Annotated in this window: 20 protein-coding genes and 1 pseudogene; 12 read left to right on the forward strand and 9 right to left on the reverse strand. The window is 71.4% G+C overall.

Features of this window, described 5'->3' with window-relative positions; all coding sequences use genetic code 11:
* The first annotated feature begins 121 nt into the window (after window positions 1-121).
* Window positions 122-760, forward strand: coding sequence for a DedA family protein (locus ACZ5K7_RS28480; protein ID WP_351706084.1), 639 nt, complete (start codon window positions 122-124; stop codon window positions 758-760).
* Between the two features lie 90 nt (window positions 761-850).
* Here the strand turns inward: ACZ5K7_RS28480 and ACZ5K7_RS28485 are convergent, their stop codons facing one another.
* Window positions 851-1,378 (reverse strand): gamma carbonic anhydrase family protein, encoded by a 528-nt coding sequence (locus tag ACZ5K7_RS28485; protein ID WP_351706081.1) that lies wholly within the window; start codon window positions 1,376-1,378, stop codon window positions 851-853.
* A 128-nt stretch (window positions 1,379-1,506) separates the two neighbouring features.
* On the opposite strand from ACZ5K7_RS28485, the gene ACZ5K7_RS28490 reads away from it, so the two are divergent.
* On the forward strand, window positions 1,507-2,271 hold the full coding sequence (locus ACZ5K7_RS28490) for an acyltransferase (RefSeq protein ID WP_468917579.1): 765 nt from the start codon (window positions 1,507-1,509) through the stop codon (window positions 2,269-2,271).
* A 1-nt stretch (window position 2,272) separates the two neighbouring features.
* On the opposite strand, the gene ACZ5K7_RS28495 is transcribed toward ACZ5K7_RS28490, so the two are convergent.
* Window positions 2,273-3,130 (reverse strand): EamA family transporter, encoded by an 858-nt coding sequence (locus tag ACZ5K7_RS28495; RefSeq protein ID WP_468917582.1) that lies wholly within the window; start codon window positions 3,128-3,130, stop codon window positions 2,273-2,275.
* Window positions 3,131-3,245: 115 nt separating this feature from the next.
* Here ACZ5K7_RS28495 and ACZ5K7_RS28500 point away from each other — a divergent pair, with 115 nt between their 5' ends.
* On the forward strand, window positions 3,246-3,818 hold the full coding sequence (locus ACZ5K7_RS28500; RefSeq protein ID WP_351706075.1) for a helix-turn-helix domain-containing protein: 573 nt from the start codon (window positions 3,246-3,248) through the stop codon (window positions 3,816-3,818).
* A gap of 32 nt (window positions 3,819-3,850) precedes the next feature.
* On the forward strand, window positions 3,851-4,405 hold the full coding sequence (locus ACZ5K7_RS28505) for a YbaK/EbsC family protein (protein ID WP_468917585.1): 555 nt from the start codon (window positions 3,851-3,853) through the stop codon (window positions 4,403-4,405).
* 24 nt (window positions 4,406-4,429) lie between these two features.
* On the opposite strand, the gene ACZ5K7_RS28510 is transcribed toward ACZ5K7_RS28505, so the two are convergent.
* Window positions 4,430-5,713 carry a cation diffusion facilitator family transporter gene (locus ACZ5K7_RS28510; RefSeq protein ID WP_468917588.1) on the reverse strand — a complete coding sequence of 428 codons (1,284 nt, stop codon included), beginning with the start codon at window positions 5,711-5,713 and terminating at the stop codon, window positions 4,430-4,432.
* A gap of 63 nt (window positions 5,714-5,776) precedes the next feature.
* Here ACZ5K7_RS28510 and ACZ5K7_RS28515 point away from each other — a divergent pair, with 63 nt between their 5' ends.
* Window positions 5,777-6,166: an ArsR/SmtB family transcription factor gene (locus ACZ5K7_RS28515; protein ID WP_468917590.1), complete on the forward strand. Its 390-nt coding sequence runs from the start codon at window positions 5,777-5,779 to the stop codon at window positions 6,164-6,166.
* Between the two features lie 48 nt (window positions 6,167-6,214).
* Window positions 6,215-6,523, forward strand: coding sequence for a hypothetical protein (locus ACZ5K7_RS28520; RefSeq protein ID WP_468917592.1), 309 nt, complete (start codon window positions 6,215-6,217; stop codon window positions 6,521-6,523).
* Window positions 6,524-6,526: 3 nt separating this feature from the next.
* On the opposite strand, the gene ACZ5K7_RS28525 is transcribed toward ACZ5K7_RS28520, so the two are convergent.
* The 3 genes from ACZ5K7_RS28525 to ACZ5K7_RS28535 all read right to left on the reverse strand — a co-directional run bounded on the left by ACZ5K7_RS28525 (window position 6,527) and on the right by ACZ5K7_RS28535 (window position 10,210).
* A complete protein-coding gene (locus ACZ5K7_RS28525) occupies window positions 6,527-7,750 on the reverse strand; it encodes a 4-hydroxybenzoate 3-monooxygenase (protein WP_468917595.1) in 1,224 nt (407 codons plus the stop codon).
* A gap of 75 nt (window positions 7,751-7,825) precedes the next feature.
* Entirely contained in the window at window positions 7,826-9,463 is a 1,638-nt protein-coding gene (locus ACZ5K7_RS28530; RefSeq protein WP_351706057.1) for an APC family permease, read from the reverse strand.
* Window positions 9,464-9,802: 339 nt separating this feature from the next.
* Entirely contained in the window at window positions 9,803-10,210 is a 408-nt protein-coding gene (locus ACZ5K7_RS28535; protein WP_468917598.1) for a CoA-binding protein, read from the reverse strand.
* A gap of 349 nt (window positions 10,211-10,559) precedes the next feature.
* Here ACZ5K7_RS28535 and ACZ5K7_RS28540 point away from each other — a divergent pair, with 349 nt between their 5' ends.
* Entirely contained in the window at window positions 10,560-11,978 is a 1,419-nt protein-coding gene (locus ACZ5K7_RS28540; protein ID WP_468917601.1) for an MFS transporter, read from the forward strand.
* 76 nt (window positions 11,979-12,054) lie between these two features.
* Window positions 12,055-12,764: pseudogene (locus ACZ5K7_RS28545) on the forward strand (helix-turn-helix domain-containing protein); the annotation flags it as partial.
* A gap of 7 nt (window positions 12,765-12,771) precedes the next feature.
* On the opposite strand, the gene ACZ5K7_RS28550 reads toward ACZ5K7_RS28545, so the two are convergent.
* Window positions 12,772-13,890: a pentapeptide repeat-containing protein gene (locus ACZ5K7_RS28550; protein WP_468917603.1), complete on the reverse strand. Its 1,119-nt coding sequence runs from the start codon at window positions 13,888-13,890 to the stop codon at window positions 12,772-12,774.
* 202 nt (window positions 13,891-14,092) lie between these two features.
* On the opposite strand from ACZ5K7_RS28550, the gene ACZ5K7_RS28555 reads away from it, so the two are divergent.
* Entirely contained in the window at window positions 14,093-14,797 is a 705-nt protein-coding gene (locus tag ACZ5K7_RS28555) for a TetR/AcrR family transcriptional regulator (protein WP_468917606.1), read from the forward strand.
* Between the two features lie 109 nt (window positions 14,798-14,906).
* Here ACZ5K7_RS28555 and ACZ5K7_RS28560 read toward each other — a convergent pair whose 3' ends face one another.
* Window positions 14,907-15,329: an SsgA family sporulation/cell division regulator gene (locus ACZ5K7_RS28560; RefSeq protein WP_351706043.1), complete on the reverse strand. Its 423-nt coding sequence runs from the start codon at window positions 15,327-15,329 to the stop codon at window positions 14,907-14,909.
* 280 nt (window positions 15,330-15,609) lie between these two features.
* On the reverse strand, window positions 15,610-16,023 hold the full coding sequence (locus tag ACZ5K7_RS28565; protein ID WP_468917609.1) for a hypothetical protein: 414 nt from the start codon (window positions 16,021-16,023) through the stop codon (window positions 15,610-15,612).
* A gap of 386 nt (window positions 16,024-16,409) precedes the next feature.
* Here ACZ5K7_RS28565 and ACZ5K7_RS28570 point away from each other — a divergent pair, with 386 nt between their 5' ends.
* Genes ACZ5K7_RS28570 through ACZ5K7_RS28580 form a run of 3 tightly spaced genes read left to right on the forward strand, consistent with a single transcriptional unit; the run spans window position 16,410 to window position 18,331 of the window.
* Window positions 16,410-17,141, forward strand: a complete 732-nt coding sequence (locus ACZ5K7_RS28570) for a hypothetical protein (RefSeq protein WP_351706037.1) — start codon at window positions 16,410-16,412, stop codon at window positions 17,139-17,141.
* A complete protein-coding gene (locus ACZ5K7_RS28575; protein WP_351706034.1) occupies window positions 17,138-17,680 on the forward strand; it encodes a SixA phosphatase family protein in 543 nt (180 codons plus the stop codon). Before ACZ5K7_RS28570 ends, ACZ5K7_RS28575 begins: the two co-directional genes overlap by 4 nt.
* Before the next feature lie 24 nt (window positions 17,681-17,704).
* On the forward strand, window positions 17,705-18,331 hold the full coding sequence (locus tag ACZ5K7_RS28580; RefSeq protein ID WP_450972762.1) for a YigZ family protein: 627 nt from the start codon (window positions 17,705-17,707) through the stop codon (window positions 18,329-18,331).
* Window positions 18,332-18,350 lie beyond the last annotated feature (19 nt).

Genomic DNA, 18,350 nt, shown 5'->3' on the forward strand with positions numbered 1-18,350 from the left:
GACACCCGGATGTCCGAAAACCGAAGGCCGGGGGGCGGGCCGGTGCCGCGGGCACGGCCGTACCCGGCCGACCGGGTAGCCTTCCAGGGGTACGCAGCACGCGACAGGGGAGGATCCGGCGGTGCACGTCCAGGAATGGCTCGACTCGGTACCGGCGGTCGCCGTCTACGCAGTGGTGGCGCTGGTCATCGGGCTGGAGAGCCTGGGCATCCCGCTGCCGGGCGAGATCGTGCTGGTCTCCGCCGCGCTGCTCTCCTCGCAGCACTCGGGCATCAACCCGTTCGTCCTCGGCGCCTGTGCCACCGCGGGCGCGGTGATCGGAGACTCCATCGGCTACGCGATCGGCCGTAAGGGCGGCCGTCCGCTGCTGGCCTGGCTGGGCCGGAAGTTCCCGAGACACTTCAGCGAGGGCCATGTCGCCACCGCCGAGCGCTCCTTCGAGAAGTGGGGCATGTGGGCGGTCTTCTTCGGCCGCTTCATCGCCCTCCTCCGCATCTTCGCGGGCCCGCTGGCGGGCGTCCTCCACATGCCGTACTGGAAGTTCCTGACGGCGAACCTGCTCGGCGGCATCTGCTGGGCGGGCGGCACGACGGCGGTCGTCTACTACGTCGGCATCGTCGCGGAGGACTGGCTGAAGAGGTTCTCTTACGTGGGCCTGGCGCTGGCGGTGCTGGTGGGCGTGGGATCGATGCTGATCGTCAAGCGCAGGGCGAGCAGGATGCAGGAGAAGGAACCCGAGCTTGTGGATGCCGGGGAGTAGGCGTACGTGAAGGGGCGCGGGGCTGTGTCCATGTGCGGCTCCGCCGCGTGGGCGCGACCAGCCCCCACGCACCCGCGCCCGCCTCACCGGCTACTCGTGCACCCCGCGATGCGCCTTCGCCAACTCCGCGTACAGGGTCCCGTTGAGGGTCACCCCCTGAAGTTCTTCCTCCGAGAGACTCCGCTTGACCTTCGCCGGCACCCCGGCGACCAACGACCCCGCCGGCACCACCATCCCCTGCGGCACCAACGCCTGCGCGGCCACCAGCGACCCCGCCCCGATCACGGCCCCGTTCAGCACCGTCGCCCCCATCCCGATGAGGCAGTCGTCCCCGACCGTCGCCCCGTGCACCACCGCGTTGTGCCCGATGGACACCCGCTCGCCGACGCTCACCGGAAACCCCGGGTCGGCGTGGAGCGTCACGTTGTCCTGCACGTTCGCCTGCGCCCCCACCGTGATCTTCTCGACGTCCCCCCGCACCACCGCGCCGTACCAGACACTCGCCCCGGCCTTCAGCGTCACGTCCCCGATCACCGAGGCGGTCGGCGCCACGAACACGTCGTCCTCGATCTTCGGCTCGCGCCCGCCGATCCCCACGATCAGCGCCCTCTGCGTCATCACGGTCTCCCCTCGCCATCGCCATCGCCATCGCCATCGACGTCCACGGCAACCTAGCTCACCGCCTGGGGCGAAGATCACAGCAGCCCACCCTCTTGCCGACGGCCCCCTCCGCGTAGCGTGACCCCGTGCCGAAGCCCAAGAACACGTTCTCGTCCTGGTGTCGCCGCCTCGCCCAGCGCGCGGTGCACGCGGGCTGGGCCTGGGTGCAGCGCACGGGCTCCGTCACCGCCGACCGCCCCGGCCGCTTCCGCTTCGGCGCGATCGGCGAGGCCACCCGCCTCGCCTTCCCGCTGGGCACGGTCTTCGGCGAACCGTGGATCCACCTCGGCTCCCACTGCATCGTCGGCGAACAGGTCACCCTCACCGCGGGCCTCATGCCCGACCTCGACCTCGGCCCGGACCCGATCCTGTGCATCGGCGACGGCGTGGTCCTGGGCCGCGGCAGCCATGTCATCGCCGACACCACCGTCACCATCGGCAGCGACTGCTACTTCGGCCCGTACGTCTACGTCACCTCCACCAACCACTCCTACGACGACCCGCACCAGCCCATCGGCCGTCAGTGGCCGCGCATGGAGCCCGTGGAGATCGGTTCGGGCTGCTGGATCGGCACCGGCGCGGTGATCCTGCCGGGCGCGCGGATCGGCCGGAACGTCGTGGTGGCCGCCGGCGCGGTGGTCCGGGGCACGGTGCCCGACCACGCCGTGGTGGCCGGCGCGCCCGCCCGGGTGGTGCGCCGCTGGACCTCCGAGACCGGCTGGCAGCCGCCGCTGCGCACGCCCGCGCCGGTGCCGATACCGGAGGGCATGACCCCGGAACAGCTGCGCGCGCTGGCGGAGCTGGACGAGGAGGGCGTCGCGCGGCTCGCCGCGCTGGAGAGCGAGAACTGACTCAGCCGGTGGCCAGCAGCAGCGTCCCGACCAGCGCCAGTCCCGCTCCCGCCGCCTGGACGGCCCGAAGGCGCTCGCTGAGGAAGCCGCGGGCGGCGAGCGCGGTGACCACCGGGTAGAGCGAGGCGAGCACGGCGGCGACGGTGACCGGGCCGTGCTGGGCGGCGACCGAGTACGTGCCGTTGGCGGCGACGTCGGCGAGACCGACGAAGCTCAGCGCCGGGACCGTGGACCAGTCGAAGCCGCCCTCCGGCAGCGCGGACCCGCCCTGCCGCACCGACAGCCACAGGGCCGCGCTGCCTGTCACGACACTGGTCAGCCGCTGGACGAAGAGGGCCAGGAAGAGGCCGGTGACAGTGGTGGACGCCTCCGTGATCAGGGCGAACACGGTGCCGAAGCCGACCGCCGAGACGAGGGTGAGCAGGATCGTCCGGCGCTGGACGGGCGCGCCGCGCAGCTGCGGACCGCCCGCCAGGACCACCCCGGTGACGGCGATCGCGATCCCCACGAACTGGAGCAGCCCCGGGCGCTCGCCGAGTATCAGGCCGACACCGACCGGCACGGCGACGCTCAGCGTCGCCAGCGGGGAGACCACACCCATCGGGCCCAGGGCGAGGGCCTTGTAGAAGGAGAACAGCGCGACCGGTCCGACCAGGCCCGCGGCAAACGCGAACCAGAGCCGGGGCCCGGCCTCGCTCCAGCCACCGGTGGCGGCCACGATCACGCCGAGGACCGCCGCCGCGATGCCCTGCGAGACGACGACCACGGTGAGCGCCGGGGCGCGCCGCGTGAGCAGTCCGCCGCCGAAGTCGGCCAGTCCCCACAGGAGACTGGTGGTCAGGGCGAAGAATGCTGTCACGGCCCGCCTCGCAGTACAGTTCGGTGAACGATCAGGTACAGCCCACCGTAGTTCACGCAGTTGAACTCTGTCATTCAGAATATTGGACCGTGATGCTCTCGACGATGGACGGAACGTGTCGGACCTCGACCTGCTGACCCAGTCCCTGGCCCGCAACGTCAAGCACTGGCGCGCGGTGCGCGGCTTCACCCTCGACGTGCTCGCGGCCCGGGCCGCGGTCAGCCGCGGCATGCTCATCCAGATCGAGCAGGCCCGCACCAACCCGAGCATCGGCACGGTCGTCAAGATCGGCGACGCGCTCGGCATCAGCATCACCACACTGCTCGACTACGAGCAGGGCCCCAAGGTCCAGATCGTCCCCGTCGACAAGGCCGTACGGCTGTGGCACACCGAGGCCGGCAGCTACAACCGCCTCCTCGCCGGCACCGAGGCGCCCGGCCCGCTGGAGATGTGGGACTGGCGTCTGATGCCGGGCGAGAGCAGCCCGTCGGAACCCCATCCGACCGGTACCGTGGAGATCGTCCATGTCACCGCCGGTGAACTGACCCTCACCGTCGACGGGGCCGAGTACCGCGTGCCGACGGGCGCCAGTGCCTCCTTCGAGGCGAACACGGCGCATGTGTACGGCAACACCGGGGACGTGCCGATGGAGATGGTCATGACGGTCTCCGTCCCGCCCGTGCCCTGAACCGCCCGCGGCCGGGCTGTTAGCGTGCGGACATGCGCGCACCCATCGGAGACTTCGACACCGCCGTCCCCGCCCCCGACTGCCTCGACGAGCTGACCGCCCCGGTCGCCGACGCCGTACGGCACTGGAGCGGCGCGGTCCCCGCCGAGCAGATCATTTACGTCGAGACCGACCCGCAGTGGGCGGACACCGCCGTCTTCGTCGAGCACTACGGCCGCGACCTGACGGAGCAGTCGGCCAACTGCGTGGTGGTGGCGGGCAAGCGAGGCGGCGAGACGACGCTGGCCGCCTGTCTGGTCCTGTCCACCACCAAGGTGGACGTCAACGGTGTCGTACGACGTCAACTCGGGGCCCGCAAAGCTTCGTTCGCCTCGATGGATACCGCGACCGGGGAGACCGGCATGGAGTACGGCGGCATCACCCCGATCGGACTCCCGCACGACTGGGCCCTGTTGGTGGACTCGGCCGTCGTCGACCTGCCCTACGTCCTGGTCGGCAGCGGCCGCCGGCGCGGCAAACTCCTGGTCCCCGGCAAGGCGTTCGCCCAGCTGCCGGGAGCGGTCGTGCTGGAGGGCCTGGGGGTCTAGGTGTGCTGTCCCGGGACAGCACACCTAGGGTGTCGCGTGGTGGGCCAGCGCCAGGTGCGGGTCCTGCTCGCCGGGTGCGGGCGCCGGATCGGCGTGCACCAGGGCCGCCGTCAGACGGGGTACGGCGTGCAGCAGGGCGTGTTCCGCCGCCACCGCGACCGCGTGCGCCTGCCGTACGGTCGCCTCGCCGTCGACCACGACCGCGACCTCGGCCCGCAGCCGGTGCCCGATCCACCGCAGCCGCAGCTCACCCACCGCCCGCACCCCCGGCACCTCGCACAGCGCCCGCTCGGCCCGGTCCACCAGCTCCGGGTCCACGGCGTCCATCACCCGCCGGAACACCTCCCTGGCCGCGTCCCGCAGCACCAGCGCGATCGCCGCGGTGATCGCCAACCCCACCAGCGGGTCGGCGAGCCGCCAGCCCAGCGCCGCGCCACCGGCCCCCAACAGCACGGCCAGCGAGGCGAATCCGTCGGTACGGGCGTGCAGGCCGTCGGCCACCAGCGCCGCCGAGCCGATCTTCCGGCCCACCCGGATCCGGTACCGCGCCACCCACTCGTTCCCGGCGAACCCGACCAGCGCGGCCACCGCGACCGCCGGGAGGTGCGTGACCGGCCGCGGGTCCAGCAGCCGTTCGACGGCGGTCCAGGCGGCGAAGGCGGCCGACGCGGTGATCGTCAGCACGATCGCGATCCCCGCGAGATCCTCGGCCCGCCCGTAGCCGTAGGTGAAGCGGCGGTTCGCCGCGCGGCGCCCGAGTACGAAGGCGATGCCGAGCGGTACGGCGGTGAGCGCGTCGGCGGCGTTGTGCACGGTGTCGCCGAGCAGGGCGACGGAGCCGGACAGGACCACGACGACCGCCTGCACCAGCGCCGTCACCCCTAGCACGGCCAGCGAGACCCAGAGCGCCCGCATCCCGCGCGCCGAGGCCTCCAGGGCGGAGTCGAGCTTGTCGGCCGTCTCGTGGGAGTGGGGGGTGAGGAGGTGCCCGAGGCGGTGGCGGAGGCCCCCCGGCGACGGGTGGGAGTGGGAGTGGCCGTGACCGCGCTCGCCATGCGGGCCGTGGGCGTGCGCGTGGACGTGCTCGTGAGGGTGCCGGTCGTGGACGTCCTGATCGTGGGCGTGTCCCTGTTCGGGGTGGTGTCGGTCGTGGGTGTCCTGGTCGTGGGCGTGCTCATGAGGGTGCTGGTCGTGGGCGTGCCGGTCGTGGGTGTCCTGGTCGTGGGCGTGCCGGTCGTGGATGTGCGCCTGCTCGGGGTGGTGCCGGTCGTCCGCGGGTGCGTGCTCGTGGTGGTGCCGGTCGCTCATGCGGCTCCCCTCTCCGGTGCGCGGGACGTGGACATGCGACGCCCCCGAGGCCATTATGTGCGTATGAGCGCACGCATGCACCTATCACCTGCGCAGCATGCGCATCCGCGCAGCCCGGGCGAGGAGCAGTTCGCGCTCGCCGCCGAACTCCTCGCCCTGCTCGGCGACCGCACCCGGCTGACCCTGCTGCACGCCCTGACGGCGGGGGAGGCCGACGTCACCACGCTCACCGAGGTCTGCGGTGCCGCGCGGCCCGCCGTCAGCCAGCATCTGGCCCGGCTCCGGCTCGCGGGCCTGGTGGGTACCCGCAAGGAGGGGCGCCGGGTGGTGTACTCGCTGCGCCACGGTCATCTGCGCCGGCTGGTCGACGAGGCGCTGAAGGTGGCCGACCACCGGCTCGCCGAGACCGCCGCCGAAGCCTCTGCCGGAGCTCCTGCCGAAGCGGGGGACTGAGCTTCTCCAGCAGGGCGAGCACCTCGTCCGGGTCGCTGGTCGCCGCCGGTGTCGGTCTTCACCGTGCCGCTGATGTTCATGGGGCTCGGCACCGGCTGCATGATCGCACCGCTCTCCACCGAGGCGATGCGGCACGTCCCCGCACCCCTGGCCGGAGCGGCCTCCGGGGTCAACAACACCGTCCGGCAGCTGGGTTCGGTGCTCGGCCCGGCCGCCGCCACCGCGCTGATGGCCGCGGGCGCCACGCCGCCGGCCGGAATCCAGCTGGCCATGGCCCTTGCGGTCGTCCTGCTCGGCCTGGCCGGTACGGCACTCTTCGCGACCCGCGCGGGACAGCCGGCGGCCGTCCCCGCGTAGCCTTCAGAAGGCGGCGGCCGAGCCGAGGTACTGCTCGGCGAAGGCCGTTGCCGCCGCGCGTGAGGTGAACAGTCTGCGCAGCCGGGCCAGCGTGGTGCCCGCGAGGAACGGGTCGCCGGACGCGGTGCCGTGGTAGATGCCGGACAGGAAAGCAGAGAACTCCTGGTAGTCCCAGACCCGGCGCAGACAGGCGTGGGAGTAGCCGTCCAGGCCGGCGTCGTCGCCCTTGGTGACGTGCGCGGCGATCGCGTCGCCCAGCAGGAAGGCGTCGTGCAGGGCGAGGTTCATGCCCTTCGCGGCGATCGGCGCGGTCAGGTGCCCCGCGTCGCCGGCCAGGAAGAGGCGGCCGAACACCATGGGTTCGACCACGTAGTTGTGCATGTCCAGCACGCGCTTCTCGACCAGTCGCCCCTCGTTGAGCGGCGGCGCCCCGGCCGCGTCGAGCCGTTCGCGCAGTTCGGCCCAGACCCGCTCGTGCGACCAGTTCTCCGGATCGTCGCCCGGCGGGCACTGCAGGTAGTAGCGGGTGACCTCGGGGCTGCGCGCCATGTGCCCGGCGAAACCGTTCGGGTGGACGCCGAACAGCACACAGTCCGAGGACGGCGGCGCCTCGGCGAGCAGCGCCAGCCAGCCGATGCCGTAGTCCTGCCGGGAGATCCGCAGCCGCCCGTCCGGTACCGCGTCCCGGGTCACCCCGCGCGCCCCGTCGCAGCCCGCGACGAACTCGCAGCGCAGGACGTGCCGTTCGCCGGTCCCGGGGTCGACGTACGACACGGCGGGCCGGTCCGTCTCCAGGTCGTGCAGCGCGACGTCCCGCACCCCGAACCTGATGTCCCCGTCGCGAACGTCTGCGTACTCCCGCACCAGGTCCGTCACCAACAACGGCTGCGGATAGACATAGTGGTGACGGCCGGTCAACTCGCTGTAGTCGAACCGGAAGCGTTCGCCGCCGAACCGGAACTCGCACTCGCTGTGCACCTGCGCCCGTGCCAGCAGGGTGTCGGCGAGACCGCGTTGCCGCAGGCCGCGGACCGCCCATTCCTCGATGACCCCGGCCCGTGGCCGGGTTTCGATGAACTGTCTGCTCTCGGTCTCCAGGACCACGCAGTCGACGTCGGCGGCCCGCAGGATGTTTCCGACGGTCAGCCCGGCGGGCCCGGCGCCCACGACGACGACCGTACGGCGTTCTTCCGAGGGGGAGTTGCTGTGGGGGGAGGGGTGAGTCACCCCCGCATTATGACGGTGTCCCGTCAGCCACGGCAGTGCCGCCGTGGCTGACGGGACGCGGGTGAGGAGGACGGGTCAGTGCGCCGGGGCGTCGGTGACCACGACCTCGTCGATGCTGCGCTCGATGTCCGCCGTCGTGGACGAAGTCGCCTTGGCCCAGTAGTAGATGACCACCGAGAAGACGGCGATGACCGCGATGTCCCACCACAGCGGGATGTTCCCCTGGCCGCCGAAGCCGCCCTGCCAGGAGATCAGGCCCATGCCCACGAGGTAGACGGGCAGCCACTGGGCGGCCTTGAAGTCCAGCCGGGGCGCGTCCGGCAGGTTCTTGCCGTGGGCGTACCAGGCGTAGCCGCCGAGCAGCAGATAGCCGAGCACGATCGCCAGGCCGAGCCGCCACAGGGTGCCCCAGCCGGCCCAGTAGATGATCAGGTTGGCCACCACGAACGCCACGGGCGAGACCAGCTTGCCGGCGGGCAGCCGGTACGGGCGCTCATGACCCGGCAGCTTGTCCGCGAAGACGCCGTACGCCAGCGGAGCGCCCGCGTACATCAGCACGCTCGCGGAGGTGATGAAGCTGACCAACTGGTGCCAGCTGGGGAACGGCAGGAAGCAGATCACGCCGGTCACGAAGGACATGACGAGGCCGAACCACGGCACACCGCGCGCGTCGGTCTTCGTGAAGATCTTCGGCGCGTAACCGTTCTTCGCCAGACCGTAGGAGACCCGTGAGGTGGCGGTGGTGTAGATCAGGCCGGTGCCGCCGGGGGAGACGATCGCGTCCAGATAGAGGACCACGGCCAGCCAGCCGAGGCCCACCACGGTGGCGAGGCCGGCCCACGGGCCGCTGTCGCCCTTGTAGTGCAAGCCACCCCAGCCGTGGGCGAAGGACGCGTGCGGAAGCGCGGCGATGAACACCACCTGGAGCAGGACGTAGATGACGGCACCGATCGCGACCGAGCCGAGCGTGGCGCGTGGCAGGTCCCGCTTCGGGTTGCGGCTCTCACCCGCCAGCTGGATGGCCTGCTCGAAGCCGAGCAGCGCGAAGATGATGCCGCTGGTGCTGATCGCGGCGAGCACACCCTTGGCGCCGAAGGGGGCGAAGCCCTCCGAGTGGAAGTTGGCCGGGTGGAAGTTGCTGAGGGCGACGATGAAGATCGCGGCCAGGGGCACGGCGATCTTCCACCAGGTCGCGGCGCTGTTGGTGTGCGCCAGCACCCGGACGCCGAAGAAGTTGACGCCGACGAAGAGCGCCATGAGGACGATCGCCACCAGCAGACCGCTGGCCGTCAGGGTCTTGTCGGCGTGCTGGAAGTGCTGGGCCCACTTCCAGTGGCCGGCGTAGCCGATCATGGCCTCGACCTCGATGGGCGCCACGGTCGCGGCCTGGAGCCAGGAGAACCAGCCGAACGACATGCCGGCCAGGCCGCCGAACGCGTAGTGGGGGTAGCGGGCCGTACCGCCCGCCACCGGGAACATCCCGCCGAGCTCGGCGTGGACCAGAGCCAGCAGCACGATCGCGACCGCGCCGATCACCCACGAGATGATCGCCGAGGGACCGGCCTGCATGACCGCGTCGTGCGCGCCGTACAGCCAGCCGGAGCCGATGATCGACCCCACAGAGGCCCACATCAGGCCGATCAGCCCGACGTCCCGCCTCAGACCGCCCGAAGGTGCCATGTCCTCCGTCGCGGCTTTCTCGACACTCACCATGTCAAGTGGCCTCTCAGTTTCTGAACGCAGATTTAACGAGCAAGAGGCCACAAGTTAAGGGCGCGTGCCGCACCGACTGAAGAGTGTTGCCCAAAATTTGACCCTCGATCTTTCCTGTCTTGGCCAAAGCTTTTGCACAGGTCAGGGAGGGTCACAGAATGTCCGTATTCAGTTGGGGAATGTGAGAAGAAGGTAAGACAGTCCTGGTTCGAGTGGGGGAATTTTGATGGCCTTGGGCGGCGGTCCATGGCCATGCCGAGCGGTCATGGCCATGGACCGGACCGGCGGTCCGCCCCCGCTCGTGCGCCGCCTCGTCCGCGACCCGGGGCGCGGGGTCGGTCAGCCGAGCCGGGGGATCTCGATGGCGGGGCAGTGGTCCATGACCATGTCGAGGCCGGCGGCGCGGGTGCGGTCGTACGCGGCTTCGTCGATCACGCCGAGCTGGAACCAGACGGCCTTGGCACCGATGGAGACCGCCTCGTCGGCCACGGCGCCGGCGAGGTCGCTGTTGACGAACACGTCGACCACGTCGACTGCGAAGGGGATCGCGTCGAGCGAGGGGTACCCCACCTCGCCGTGGACCGTCTCCGCCTTCGGGTGTACCGGCACGACGCGCTTGCCGAAGCGCTGGAGGACGGCGGCCACGCCGTAAGCCGGGCGCTGCTGGTTCGTGGACAGGCCGACGACCGCCCACGTGTCGCCCAGCTCGGTGAGGATCTTGCGGACCGTGTCTGCGTCGCCGTACATGCCCGGGCTCCTTGAGGTTGATACGAAGACTGTTGTCGGCGACAACCGTGAGCCGCCTCCGGCGATTCCTCTCGGGCGCGGCCGGGGGAGGAGTGGTGCGGGGTCGGGCGCGGACTCGCTCGATGGCCGGCGGATCCGGCACCCACGTGATCATCGGGACCGTGCCCGCACTGCTTCCAGAGTCCGCCAAGGGGCGGTGACGTCACGTCATACGCGAAGGGGACCCGTTCCGATCGGGCAGGGGTCGTGGGTGCAGGAGCTGCCGCCGGGTGATCACGCAGACCCGCACATATGTCACTTATTGTGGCTTTTGGTGTCGTGTCTCGGCGGATGGGACGGAGTTGGGGCCGTGGCGTTCACGGAGTCGGCCGGCGGTGGTGAGCCGATGTCGTCCGCCGAGTCGGCCCCGGAGGCCGGGCGACGTTCCTGGGCGCCGCTGCTGGCGGTGTGCGCCGGGTATTTCATGGTGATCCTGGATGTGACGGCCATCAACGTCGCCGTGCCGGTGATCGGCCGGCAACTGTCGGCCTCGCTCACCGGCATCCAGTGGATCACCGATGGCTACACCCTCGTCTTCGCCGGGTTCCTGCTGACCGGTGGCGCGCTGGGCGACCGGCTGGGCAACCGTCGGGTCTTCTGCTCGGGCGTGGCGGTGTTCACTCTGTCCTCGGCCGCGTGCGCGCTCGCGCCGACCGCCCCCTTCCTGGTCGCGGCCCGGCTGGTGGAGGGGCTCGGTGCGGCCCTGATCGTGCCCGGTTCCCTGGCCCTGCTCCAGCAGGCCTACCAGGCGCCGGCCGCACGCTCGCGGGCCTTCGGACTGTGGGGTTCGATGGCGGGCATCGCGGCCGCCGCCGGCCCGCTGCTGGGCGGGCTGCTCGTCTCCACCATGGGCTGGCGCTGGGTGTTCCTCATCAACCTGCCCGTCGGCGTGGCCTGCCTGCTGCTGACGCTGCGGCATGTGGCACGCTCGCCCCGGCGCGCCGCCCGGGCCCTGGACTGGCCGGCGCAGTGCGCGGTGGTGGCGACGGTGGCGCTGCTGACCGCCGCGCTCAACGAGGCCGGCCGGCGGGGCTGGTCCGATCCGGCTGTTCTCGCCGGGGTGGGCCTGGCCGTGCTGGCCGCCGCGGCGTTCGCGGTGCGCGAGCGGCTGGCCCGCTCTCCCGTCCTTCCGCCGAGCCTGCTGCGCTCTCGTGCGATGAGCGGTGGAGCCGCCATCGGCCTGCTGTTCAACTTCGGCTTCTACGGCATGGTGTTCACCGCCAGCCTGGAGTTCCAGCACCAGCGCGGCTTCAGTGCCCTCGGCACCGGGCTGGCGCTGTTCCCGGCGGTGGCGATGACCATGTTCGCCTCCGTCCTGTCCGGGCGGCTGAGCCGCCGCACCGGCGATCGTCCACTGGTGGTCTCCGGCATGCTCCTGGCGGCCCTGGGGCTGGCCGGCTGGGCCGCGGCGGGGGCCGACCCCGCCTACCCGCTGCTGGTGGCCCCGATGATGGCCGCGGGATTCGGTACCTCCTTCGCCCTCACCGGTTCGACCGCCACCGTGATGGGGGCCGCGCCTTCGGCGTACTCGGGCGCCGCCTCCGCCCTGTTCAACACCACCCGCCAGATCGGCAGCGCCACCAGCGTCGCGCTCGGCGGCAGCCTGCTCGCCACGGCCACCGACTACAACACCGGGCTGCGCACCAGCATGGCCATCGGAGCGCTCGCCTACCTGGCCGCCGCGGTCCTCGCGTGGCTGCGCGTGCCGGCGACACCGAAAGGGAGCTAGGACCTGTCTGACCGGGAAGGTTCGCCGGGGTGGCGGTTGGATGTGCGGTGACGTGCGTCCGACCGTTGGGGGTGTGGTGGCCGAGCCTGTCCTCCTGCGCAGGTTGACCGACCAGGAAGGGCAGAAGCTGCAGCAGATCGTGCGCCGGGGCAGTACCAGCTCGGTGCGCTATCGCCGGGCGATGGTGCTGCTGGCGTCCGCCGGCGGAAACCGCGTCCCGGTGGTCGCCCAGCTGGTCCAGGCCGACGAAAGGACACGGTGCGCGAGGTGATCCACCGGTTCAACGAGATCGGTCCGGCCTGTCTGGACCCTCGATGGACGGGAGGCCGTCCTCGCCTGCTCAAGCCTCACGACGAGGACTTCGTTGTCCAGAGGGCCACCACCCGCCCCACCAAGCTCGGCCAGCCTTTTACCCGCTGGTCGATCCGTGCCGCCCGACCCGACGGCGCTCCGATCCATATCGTTCTGGACAACCTCTCCGCCCACACCGGCGCGGACATCCGCCGCTGGGCGAAGAAGAACAAGGTCGAACTGTGCTTCACCCCGACCTACGCCTCCTGGGCCAACCCGATAGAGGCGCACTTCGGCCCGCTGCGGCAGTTCACCCTGGCCCACTCGAACCACCGCAGCCATCCCGCGCAGACCCAGGCCCTGCACCGCTACCTGCACTGGCGCAACGCCAATGCCCGTCACCCCGACGTGCTCGCCGCCCAGCGCAGGGAACGCGCCCGCATCCGCAGCGAGAAGGGCATCCGCTGGGGCGGACGGCCCATCGACTGCGCTGCCTTGTCGCTCAATTCGCCGACGCTGACGGACCATGCATCGGCTCCGATTGCAGCAGCGGGACTCGCCTCGTGAGCGCGGCAGCCGGAAGCAGATTGTCCGGTTCGATGCCAGGGTCCGCGGTGACAACGACGCCGGCTGTTTGAGCGTCGAAGCCGGTCGGCCAGATCGTAAGGTCGCTCGCCAGCGCGCCTTCCATCCTCGCCTCTCGCAGGTCTGCGTCGGTGAGGTCGCAGCCCCGGAGGTCGGCCAACCGCAGGTCCGCGCCGGCGAACACGGCGCCCTGGGCTCGGGCCTTGCGCAGTTTCGCCTCCCGCAGGTCCGCACGGGAGAAGTCCGCCGACCTCAAGTCGGCTTTGACCAGGCGTGCGCCGCGCAGATCGGCTTGCAGACAGCGGACCCGGTGGAGAATGGAGGTGCCGAGTTCGGCATGCCGCAGGTTGGCGGCGATCAGTGACGCCTTGCTCAGGTCGACCTGGTAGACGCTCGCCGCTTCCATGCATGCGCCGTCGAAGTTGACTCCGTGCAGCCACAATCCGTCACAGTCGGCTCGGCGCAGATCGGTCAGGCTGACGTTGAGCCACTCCGGACGGCGTTCCTGGTACAGGACCCCGAGACAGGTCAGCGCCGTCTGAGCGTCCGCGGCGCGGGTCTCCAACGGGGGCACCGAGTTAATGGACACGTCCGCCGCCGGGACTGCGGGTTCCTGCGGCGGCCAGGGAAGGTGTGTCCGCAGATACGCCGCCATGATGGAGACGACCGCCTCGCGGTCGCGGTCGGAATGATCCGCAATCCGCCACAGTGCGTAGATGCCTCCGATCCGCACGTCCAGCTTGTCACTGCCGAGCTGATCCACGGCCCGGCTGAAGCGATCGGTGATGTTCCCCTCTCGGGTTGCGTTCAGCCCGTCCTGGCTGACGCGCAGCTGCCGCCACGTGGCATAGGCGCCGAACAGCACGACCGCACCGCCAACCGTCTGCAGAAGCGTGGTGCGCACGGTGTTCACCGCGTTCAACCGGTCCGCTGCAGCGAGGTGGCCACCTGCGAGGTCGTGGTCGACTATCAGCCCGGGAAGAACCAGGAGCACGACGCCCAGTAACACGATCACGGCCAGTGCGGCCAGCGCCACAGCAACGGCACGAGTCAGGCGCCACCGGTCACGAAAAGATCCCCCCATAGCCAGAGGATCCTAGGACACGGCCGAACCCGGTGAACCTTTCCGGTCGCAGCACTACTAGACCGCCCTGAGGCCGTCGGGCGGGCCTCGGCGTTCGTGTCGTGAGCAGGGTCACATCCCGAATTCGAGGGGTCCCTCATGTTAGCCTGGATGCATGAGCCACCAGCATGTCCTGTCCGCGCCCCCGGTGTCGGCCAAGCCGCTGCGCCGCGACGCGCAGCGCAACAGGGACGCGATCGTGGCCGCCGCCCGCAAGGCCTTCGCCGAGCAGGGGCTGGACGCGTCCCTGGAGGGTGTCGCCCGCGAGGCGGGCGTCGCGATCGGGACGCTCTACCGGCACTTCCCCCGCAGGCTCGACCTGGTCGAAGAGCTTTTCACCGCGAAGTTCACGGAACTGCTGACCGCGGCCGAAGAGGCCGCGGCCATGGACGACGCCTGGGAAGGGTTCTGCCACTACCTGGAAAAGCTCTGCGAACTGCAGGCCTGCGACCACGCCTTCAACGACCTGGTCTCGGCCCGGCTGCCGCTCCACGCGCTCGCCAGGGGAATGTTCGAGCGCGCGGGAGAGCGGGCCGCTCAGATCTTCCGCAACGCCCAGGAGCAGGGCGTCCTCCGTGACGACGTCACCCCGGAAGACCTCGCTTTCGTGATCTGGTCCCAGGCCGGGATCATCCAGGCCACACGTGCCGTCGCCCCCAACGCCTGGCGCCGCCACCTGTACCTGCTCCTCGACGCCTTCCGCGCCCAGTGTGCCCACGAGCTGCCGGAGCCCCCGCTGACACCCCAGCAGGTCGACCAGACCCTCACCACTCTCGAGTGCCCCGAAGCGGAGTGCCACGAGTGCGACGAGGAGGCATGAGCCCCGGCAGGTGAGGTCCCCGGGCGACGGGACACACGGCGAGCCCGGTGCCGCAGTCGGCACCGGGCTCACTCGCGATCGCTGGGGCGTCGCCGTCCGGGGGAGGCGTTCAGTTTCCCGCCAGCAACTGTGCCAGCTCCGCGTCCAGGTCGAGCCGGCTGGATTCGGTCCCCGGCGGCACCACGGACCACGTCTCGTGCAGGAAGGAATCCACGCCCTGCGCGGGGAACTCGAGCAGGGCCGATCCCGCGGGTGAGCGCAGGGCGACGAACACCACGTCGAGTCCCGGGTCGGCGGCCGGCCACATGAGCACGTCTCCGTGCCCGGTGTGCTCGCTCAGGGCCTGAGTCAGCATGTCGCGACTGAAGAACCACTCGACCGTCCGGCCCTCGCCCGGGGGGTGGAAGACGGCGCGGACGGCGTAGGGGTCGTCCGCTTCGTACCGCAGTTCCGCATACATCGGCACCGACAGATCGTGTGACACGACGAACTGCACGGGCAGCTCGTACGCCACGGTTCTGACCGATCTCACTGTCCCTCACTCCCGCATCCCGCTCGCCCGGCGCCACGATCGCCGCCCGGGTGCTCCGAGGCGCGGGACGTGGTGGCATCGCCGGTGCGACCGGAAGCGCCTGAAAACGAGAGCGGTCCACGCGGTTCCTGCGTCTCGGCCCCGTTCGGCCAGGAAGCGATTTCATCGGACCGGACCCGATGCCGGCCCGGCGCGCGGTCGGTTCGACGAGCCGCGACGACGTGACCCCCGGCCACGTCGTCGCGGCTCGTCACACCGACCGTGACGGTCTGCGGTCGCATCAGCTCTGGTGCAGATACCAGGCGACCTGGTCCAGGTACCAGCGGTCGACACTGACGCTGACCCCGTGCCGCGTCGTCGTCTCCTGCCAACGGTGCCCGTCCCAGACGTACAGGTGGCGGCCGTCCCAGCGCTCTTCCTGCGAGCGGTGGTCGTGCCGGTCGTCGTTCCTGGACCAGCCGCGGGGGGCGTCCCAGCCGTCGTCCTGTTCCCCGTGGTGGCCGCTCTCGTATCCGTCCTCGCGCTGGCCGTCACGGTCGCCGCCGGTGGCGAGGACGGCGACGGAGAAGCGCGTGTGCTCCGCGGGTCCCGAGGCCGTCGCCGCCGACGCCGAGCCGCCGGCTCCGAGGAGGACTCCGCCCGCCACTGCGGTAGAAGCAATGGCGATCGAGACGCGCCTGATCCACGTGTTCATAGTCAATTCCTTGTGAGGTGCTGCGATTCCGCCGACGTGGCGGGCGCTGTCATGTCTTGTGCGATCCGGAGATTCCGGATCAGCCGGTGCCGAGCTGTGGGGGACATCCTGAGGGGGTCCTCATGTTCGGCGCTGCCCAGCGTACTCGAGGGGGGCCTCATGTTTACGGTGAAGCCCATCACAGCACGTCCGGAGGGGGTGAGTGGTGCGAGCGGTGCCCCGAGGCAGGTGCGAGCGGTGCGCTTGGGCAGGAGGGGTGGCCCGCGCGATCCCGTCGGGACGGTCGTCGCGGCGGAAGGTGTCCCATGTCCCGCATGTCCCGCCACGGTGACCGGAATCGGCGCAAGGTGCCTGCGTACGGCCTCTCACCCGCCTACGCTCAGCCCGTGCTGCGCATCCTCGACGCCAAGACCGGTGAGACCGTCCCCGCCGCCCCCGCCCGCCGTGCCCTGACCCGCATCGAGGCCCATGCCTCCGGGTACGACCTGACGGCGCTGCGGGTCCTGCTCACCACCGACCTGCTCCTGCGCGCCCTGGAGATCGGCGGCACCCCGGTCCTGCCCCTGCTCACCGCCGACCACCACCAGGCCGAGCTGCACGCCGCCGCCACCACCCTCGGCATCCGTCCCTTCGAGGACGGCCGCGACCTCTCCTCGGGACTGGGCGAGGCCCAGGTCGTCCACGTGGTGGCGGAGGGCATGACCGTGCCCGGCTCCGGGCTGACCGTCGCCGTAGCCCCGGCCGGCGGCCCCGACGCCGGCGTCCTCAACGGGCTCGCCGACCCCGCCGCACTCCGGCTCGCCCTTCTCGACGCCCCGCGCGGTACGGCCGTCCACCTCGGTGCCGGCGCCCTCGACGCGGCAGGGCGGCGGCTCGGGCGACTGCGGCAGGCCGTGGCCCGCTGGGCGCGCAGCCCCTCGCGGCCGGTGCCCGAGAAGGTGCGGGGACGGCTGCGGGACGCCTGGGAAGGCGACCTCGACGTGCCCGGGGTGCTGGGCGTCCTGCGCTGGATGGAGAACCAGCCCGAAATCCCCGACGGCGCCCGCTTCGAGACCTGCGCCTACGCCGACCGGCTGCTCGCCCTCGACCTCACCCGCGACCTCGGGAGCGCCGCGTGACCGCCCGCGCGGGCGTGGGACCACTGCGCCGCCTGGTCGTCCTGCGGCACGCCAAGTCGGCCTGGCCCGAGGGCGTCCCCGACCGGCTGCGCCCGCTCGCGGCCCGCGGCCGCCGGGACGCGCCCGCCGCCGGCCGCGCCCTGGCCGCGTCCGACTGCCTGCCCGACCTCGCGGTCTGCTCCACCGCGGTACGCGCCCGGCAGACCTGGGACCTGGCCTCCGCCCAGTGGGGCACACCACCGCCGGTGCGCCACGATCACCGGGTGTACGCGGCCGGCGTGCCCGACCTCCTGGAGGTGGTGCGCGAGGCCCCGGCCGAGGTGGAGACGCTGCTGCTGGTCGGGCACAACCCGGGACTGGAGGAACTGGTCCTGGAACTGGCGGGGGACGGCCTGGACGACACCCTGGAGCAGGTGCGGAGGAAGTTCCCGACGTCGGCGATCGCCGTCCTGGCCTGGCACGGGACGCGATGGGCGGCGCTTGGCCCGGGGACGGCACTGCTGACGGGGGTGACGGTGCCGCGCGGGGAGAAGGACTGACAGGCGTCCGCATAGGGTGGGCGGATGCAGGACGAGTACCGCACAGTCGCCCGCGCCGGCACCCACGAGACCGAGGTCAACCGCTCCCGCTTCCTGTGCGCCCTCGCCCCGGCGGCCACCGAGCAGGAGGCCCAGGACTTCGTCGCGCGCGTCCGCAAGGAGCACGCCGACGCCACCCACAACTGCTGGGCCTACGTCATCGGCGCCGACGCCTCCACGCAGAAGGCGAGCGACGACGGCGAACCGGGCGGCACCGCAGGCGTCCCCATGCTCCAGATGCTGCTGCGCCGCGACATGCGGTACGTCGTCGCCGTCGTCACCCGCTACTACGGCGGGGTCAAGCTCGGCGCCGGCGGACTCATCCGCGCGTACGGCGGCGCGGTCGGCGAGGCCCTCGACACCCTCGGCGCGATCACCCGCCGCCGCTTCCGGCTGGCCACGGTGACCGTCGACCACCAGCGGGCCGGCAAGGTCCAGAACGACCTGCGCGCCACCGGCCGTGAGGTCCGCGACGTCCGTTACGGCGAGGCGGTCACCATCGAGATCGGGCTGCCGGACGCCGAGGTGGACGCCTTCCGTGCGTGGCTGGCCGACGCGACGGCGGGAACGGCCGGCTTCGAACTGGGCGGGGAGGCCTACGGGGACGCATGACGACGGGTGTCGATCGGGC

The organism is Streptomyces sp. NPDC031497 (assembly GCF_055580905.1).

Excerpts from the sequence above, each read along its gene's own strand:
- ACZ5K7_RS28485 (WP_351706081.1), bottom strand. The coding sequence starts at position 1,378 with ATGACGCAGAGGGCGCTGATCGTGGGGATCGGCGGGCGCGAGCCGAAG.
- ACZ5K7_RS28505 (WP_468917585.1), top strand. The coding sequence starts at position 3,851 with ATGCGCGCACCCATCGGAGACTTCGACACCGCCGTCCCCGCCCCCGAC.
- ACZ5K7_RS28510 (WP_468917588.1), bottom strand. The coding sequence starts at position 5,713 with ATGAGCGACCGGCACCACCACGAGCACGCACCCGCGGACGACCGGCAC.
- ACZ5K7_RS28515 (WP_468917590.1), top strand. The coding sequence starts at position 5,777 with ATGAGCGCACGCATGCACCTATCACCTGCGCAGCATGCGCATCCGCGC.
- ACZ5K7_RS28530 (WP_351706057.1), bottom strand. The coding sequence starts at position 9,463 with ATGGTGAGTGTCGAGAAAGCCGCGACGGAGGACATGGCACCTTCGGGC.
- ACZ5K7_RS28535 (WP_468917598.1), bottom strand. The coding sequence starts at position 10,210 with ATGTACGGCGACGCAGACACGGTCCGCAAGATCCTCACCGAGCTGGGC.
- ACZ5K7_RS28555 (WP_468917606.1), top strand. The coding sequence starts at position 14,093 with ATGAGCCACCAGCATGTCCTGTCCGCGCCCCCGGTGTCGGCCAAGCCG.
- ACZ5K7_RS28565 (WP_468917609.1), bottom strand. The coding sequence starts at position 16,023 with ATGAACACGTGGATCAGGCGCGTCTCGATCGCCATTGCTTCTACCGCA.
- ACZ5K7_RS28580 (WP_450972762.1), top strand. The coding sequence starts at position 17,705 with ATGCAGGACGAGTACCGCACAGTCGCCCGCGCCGGCACCCACGAGACC.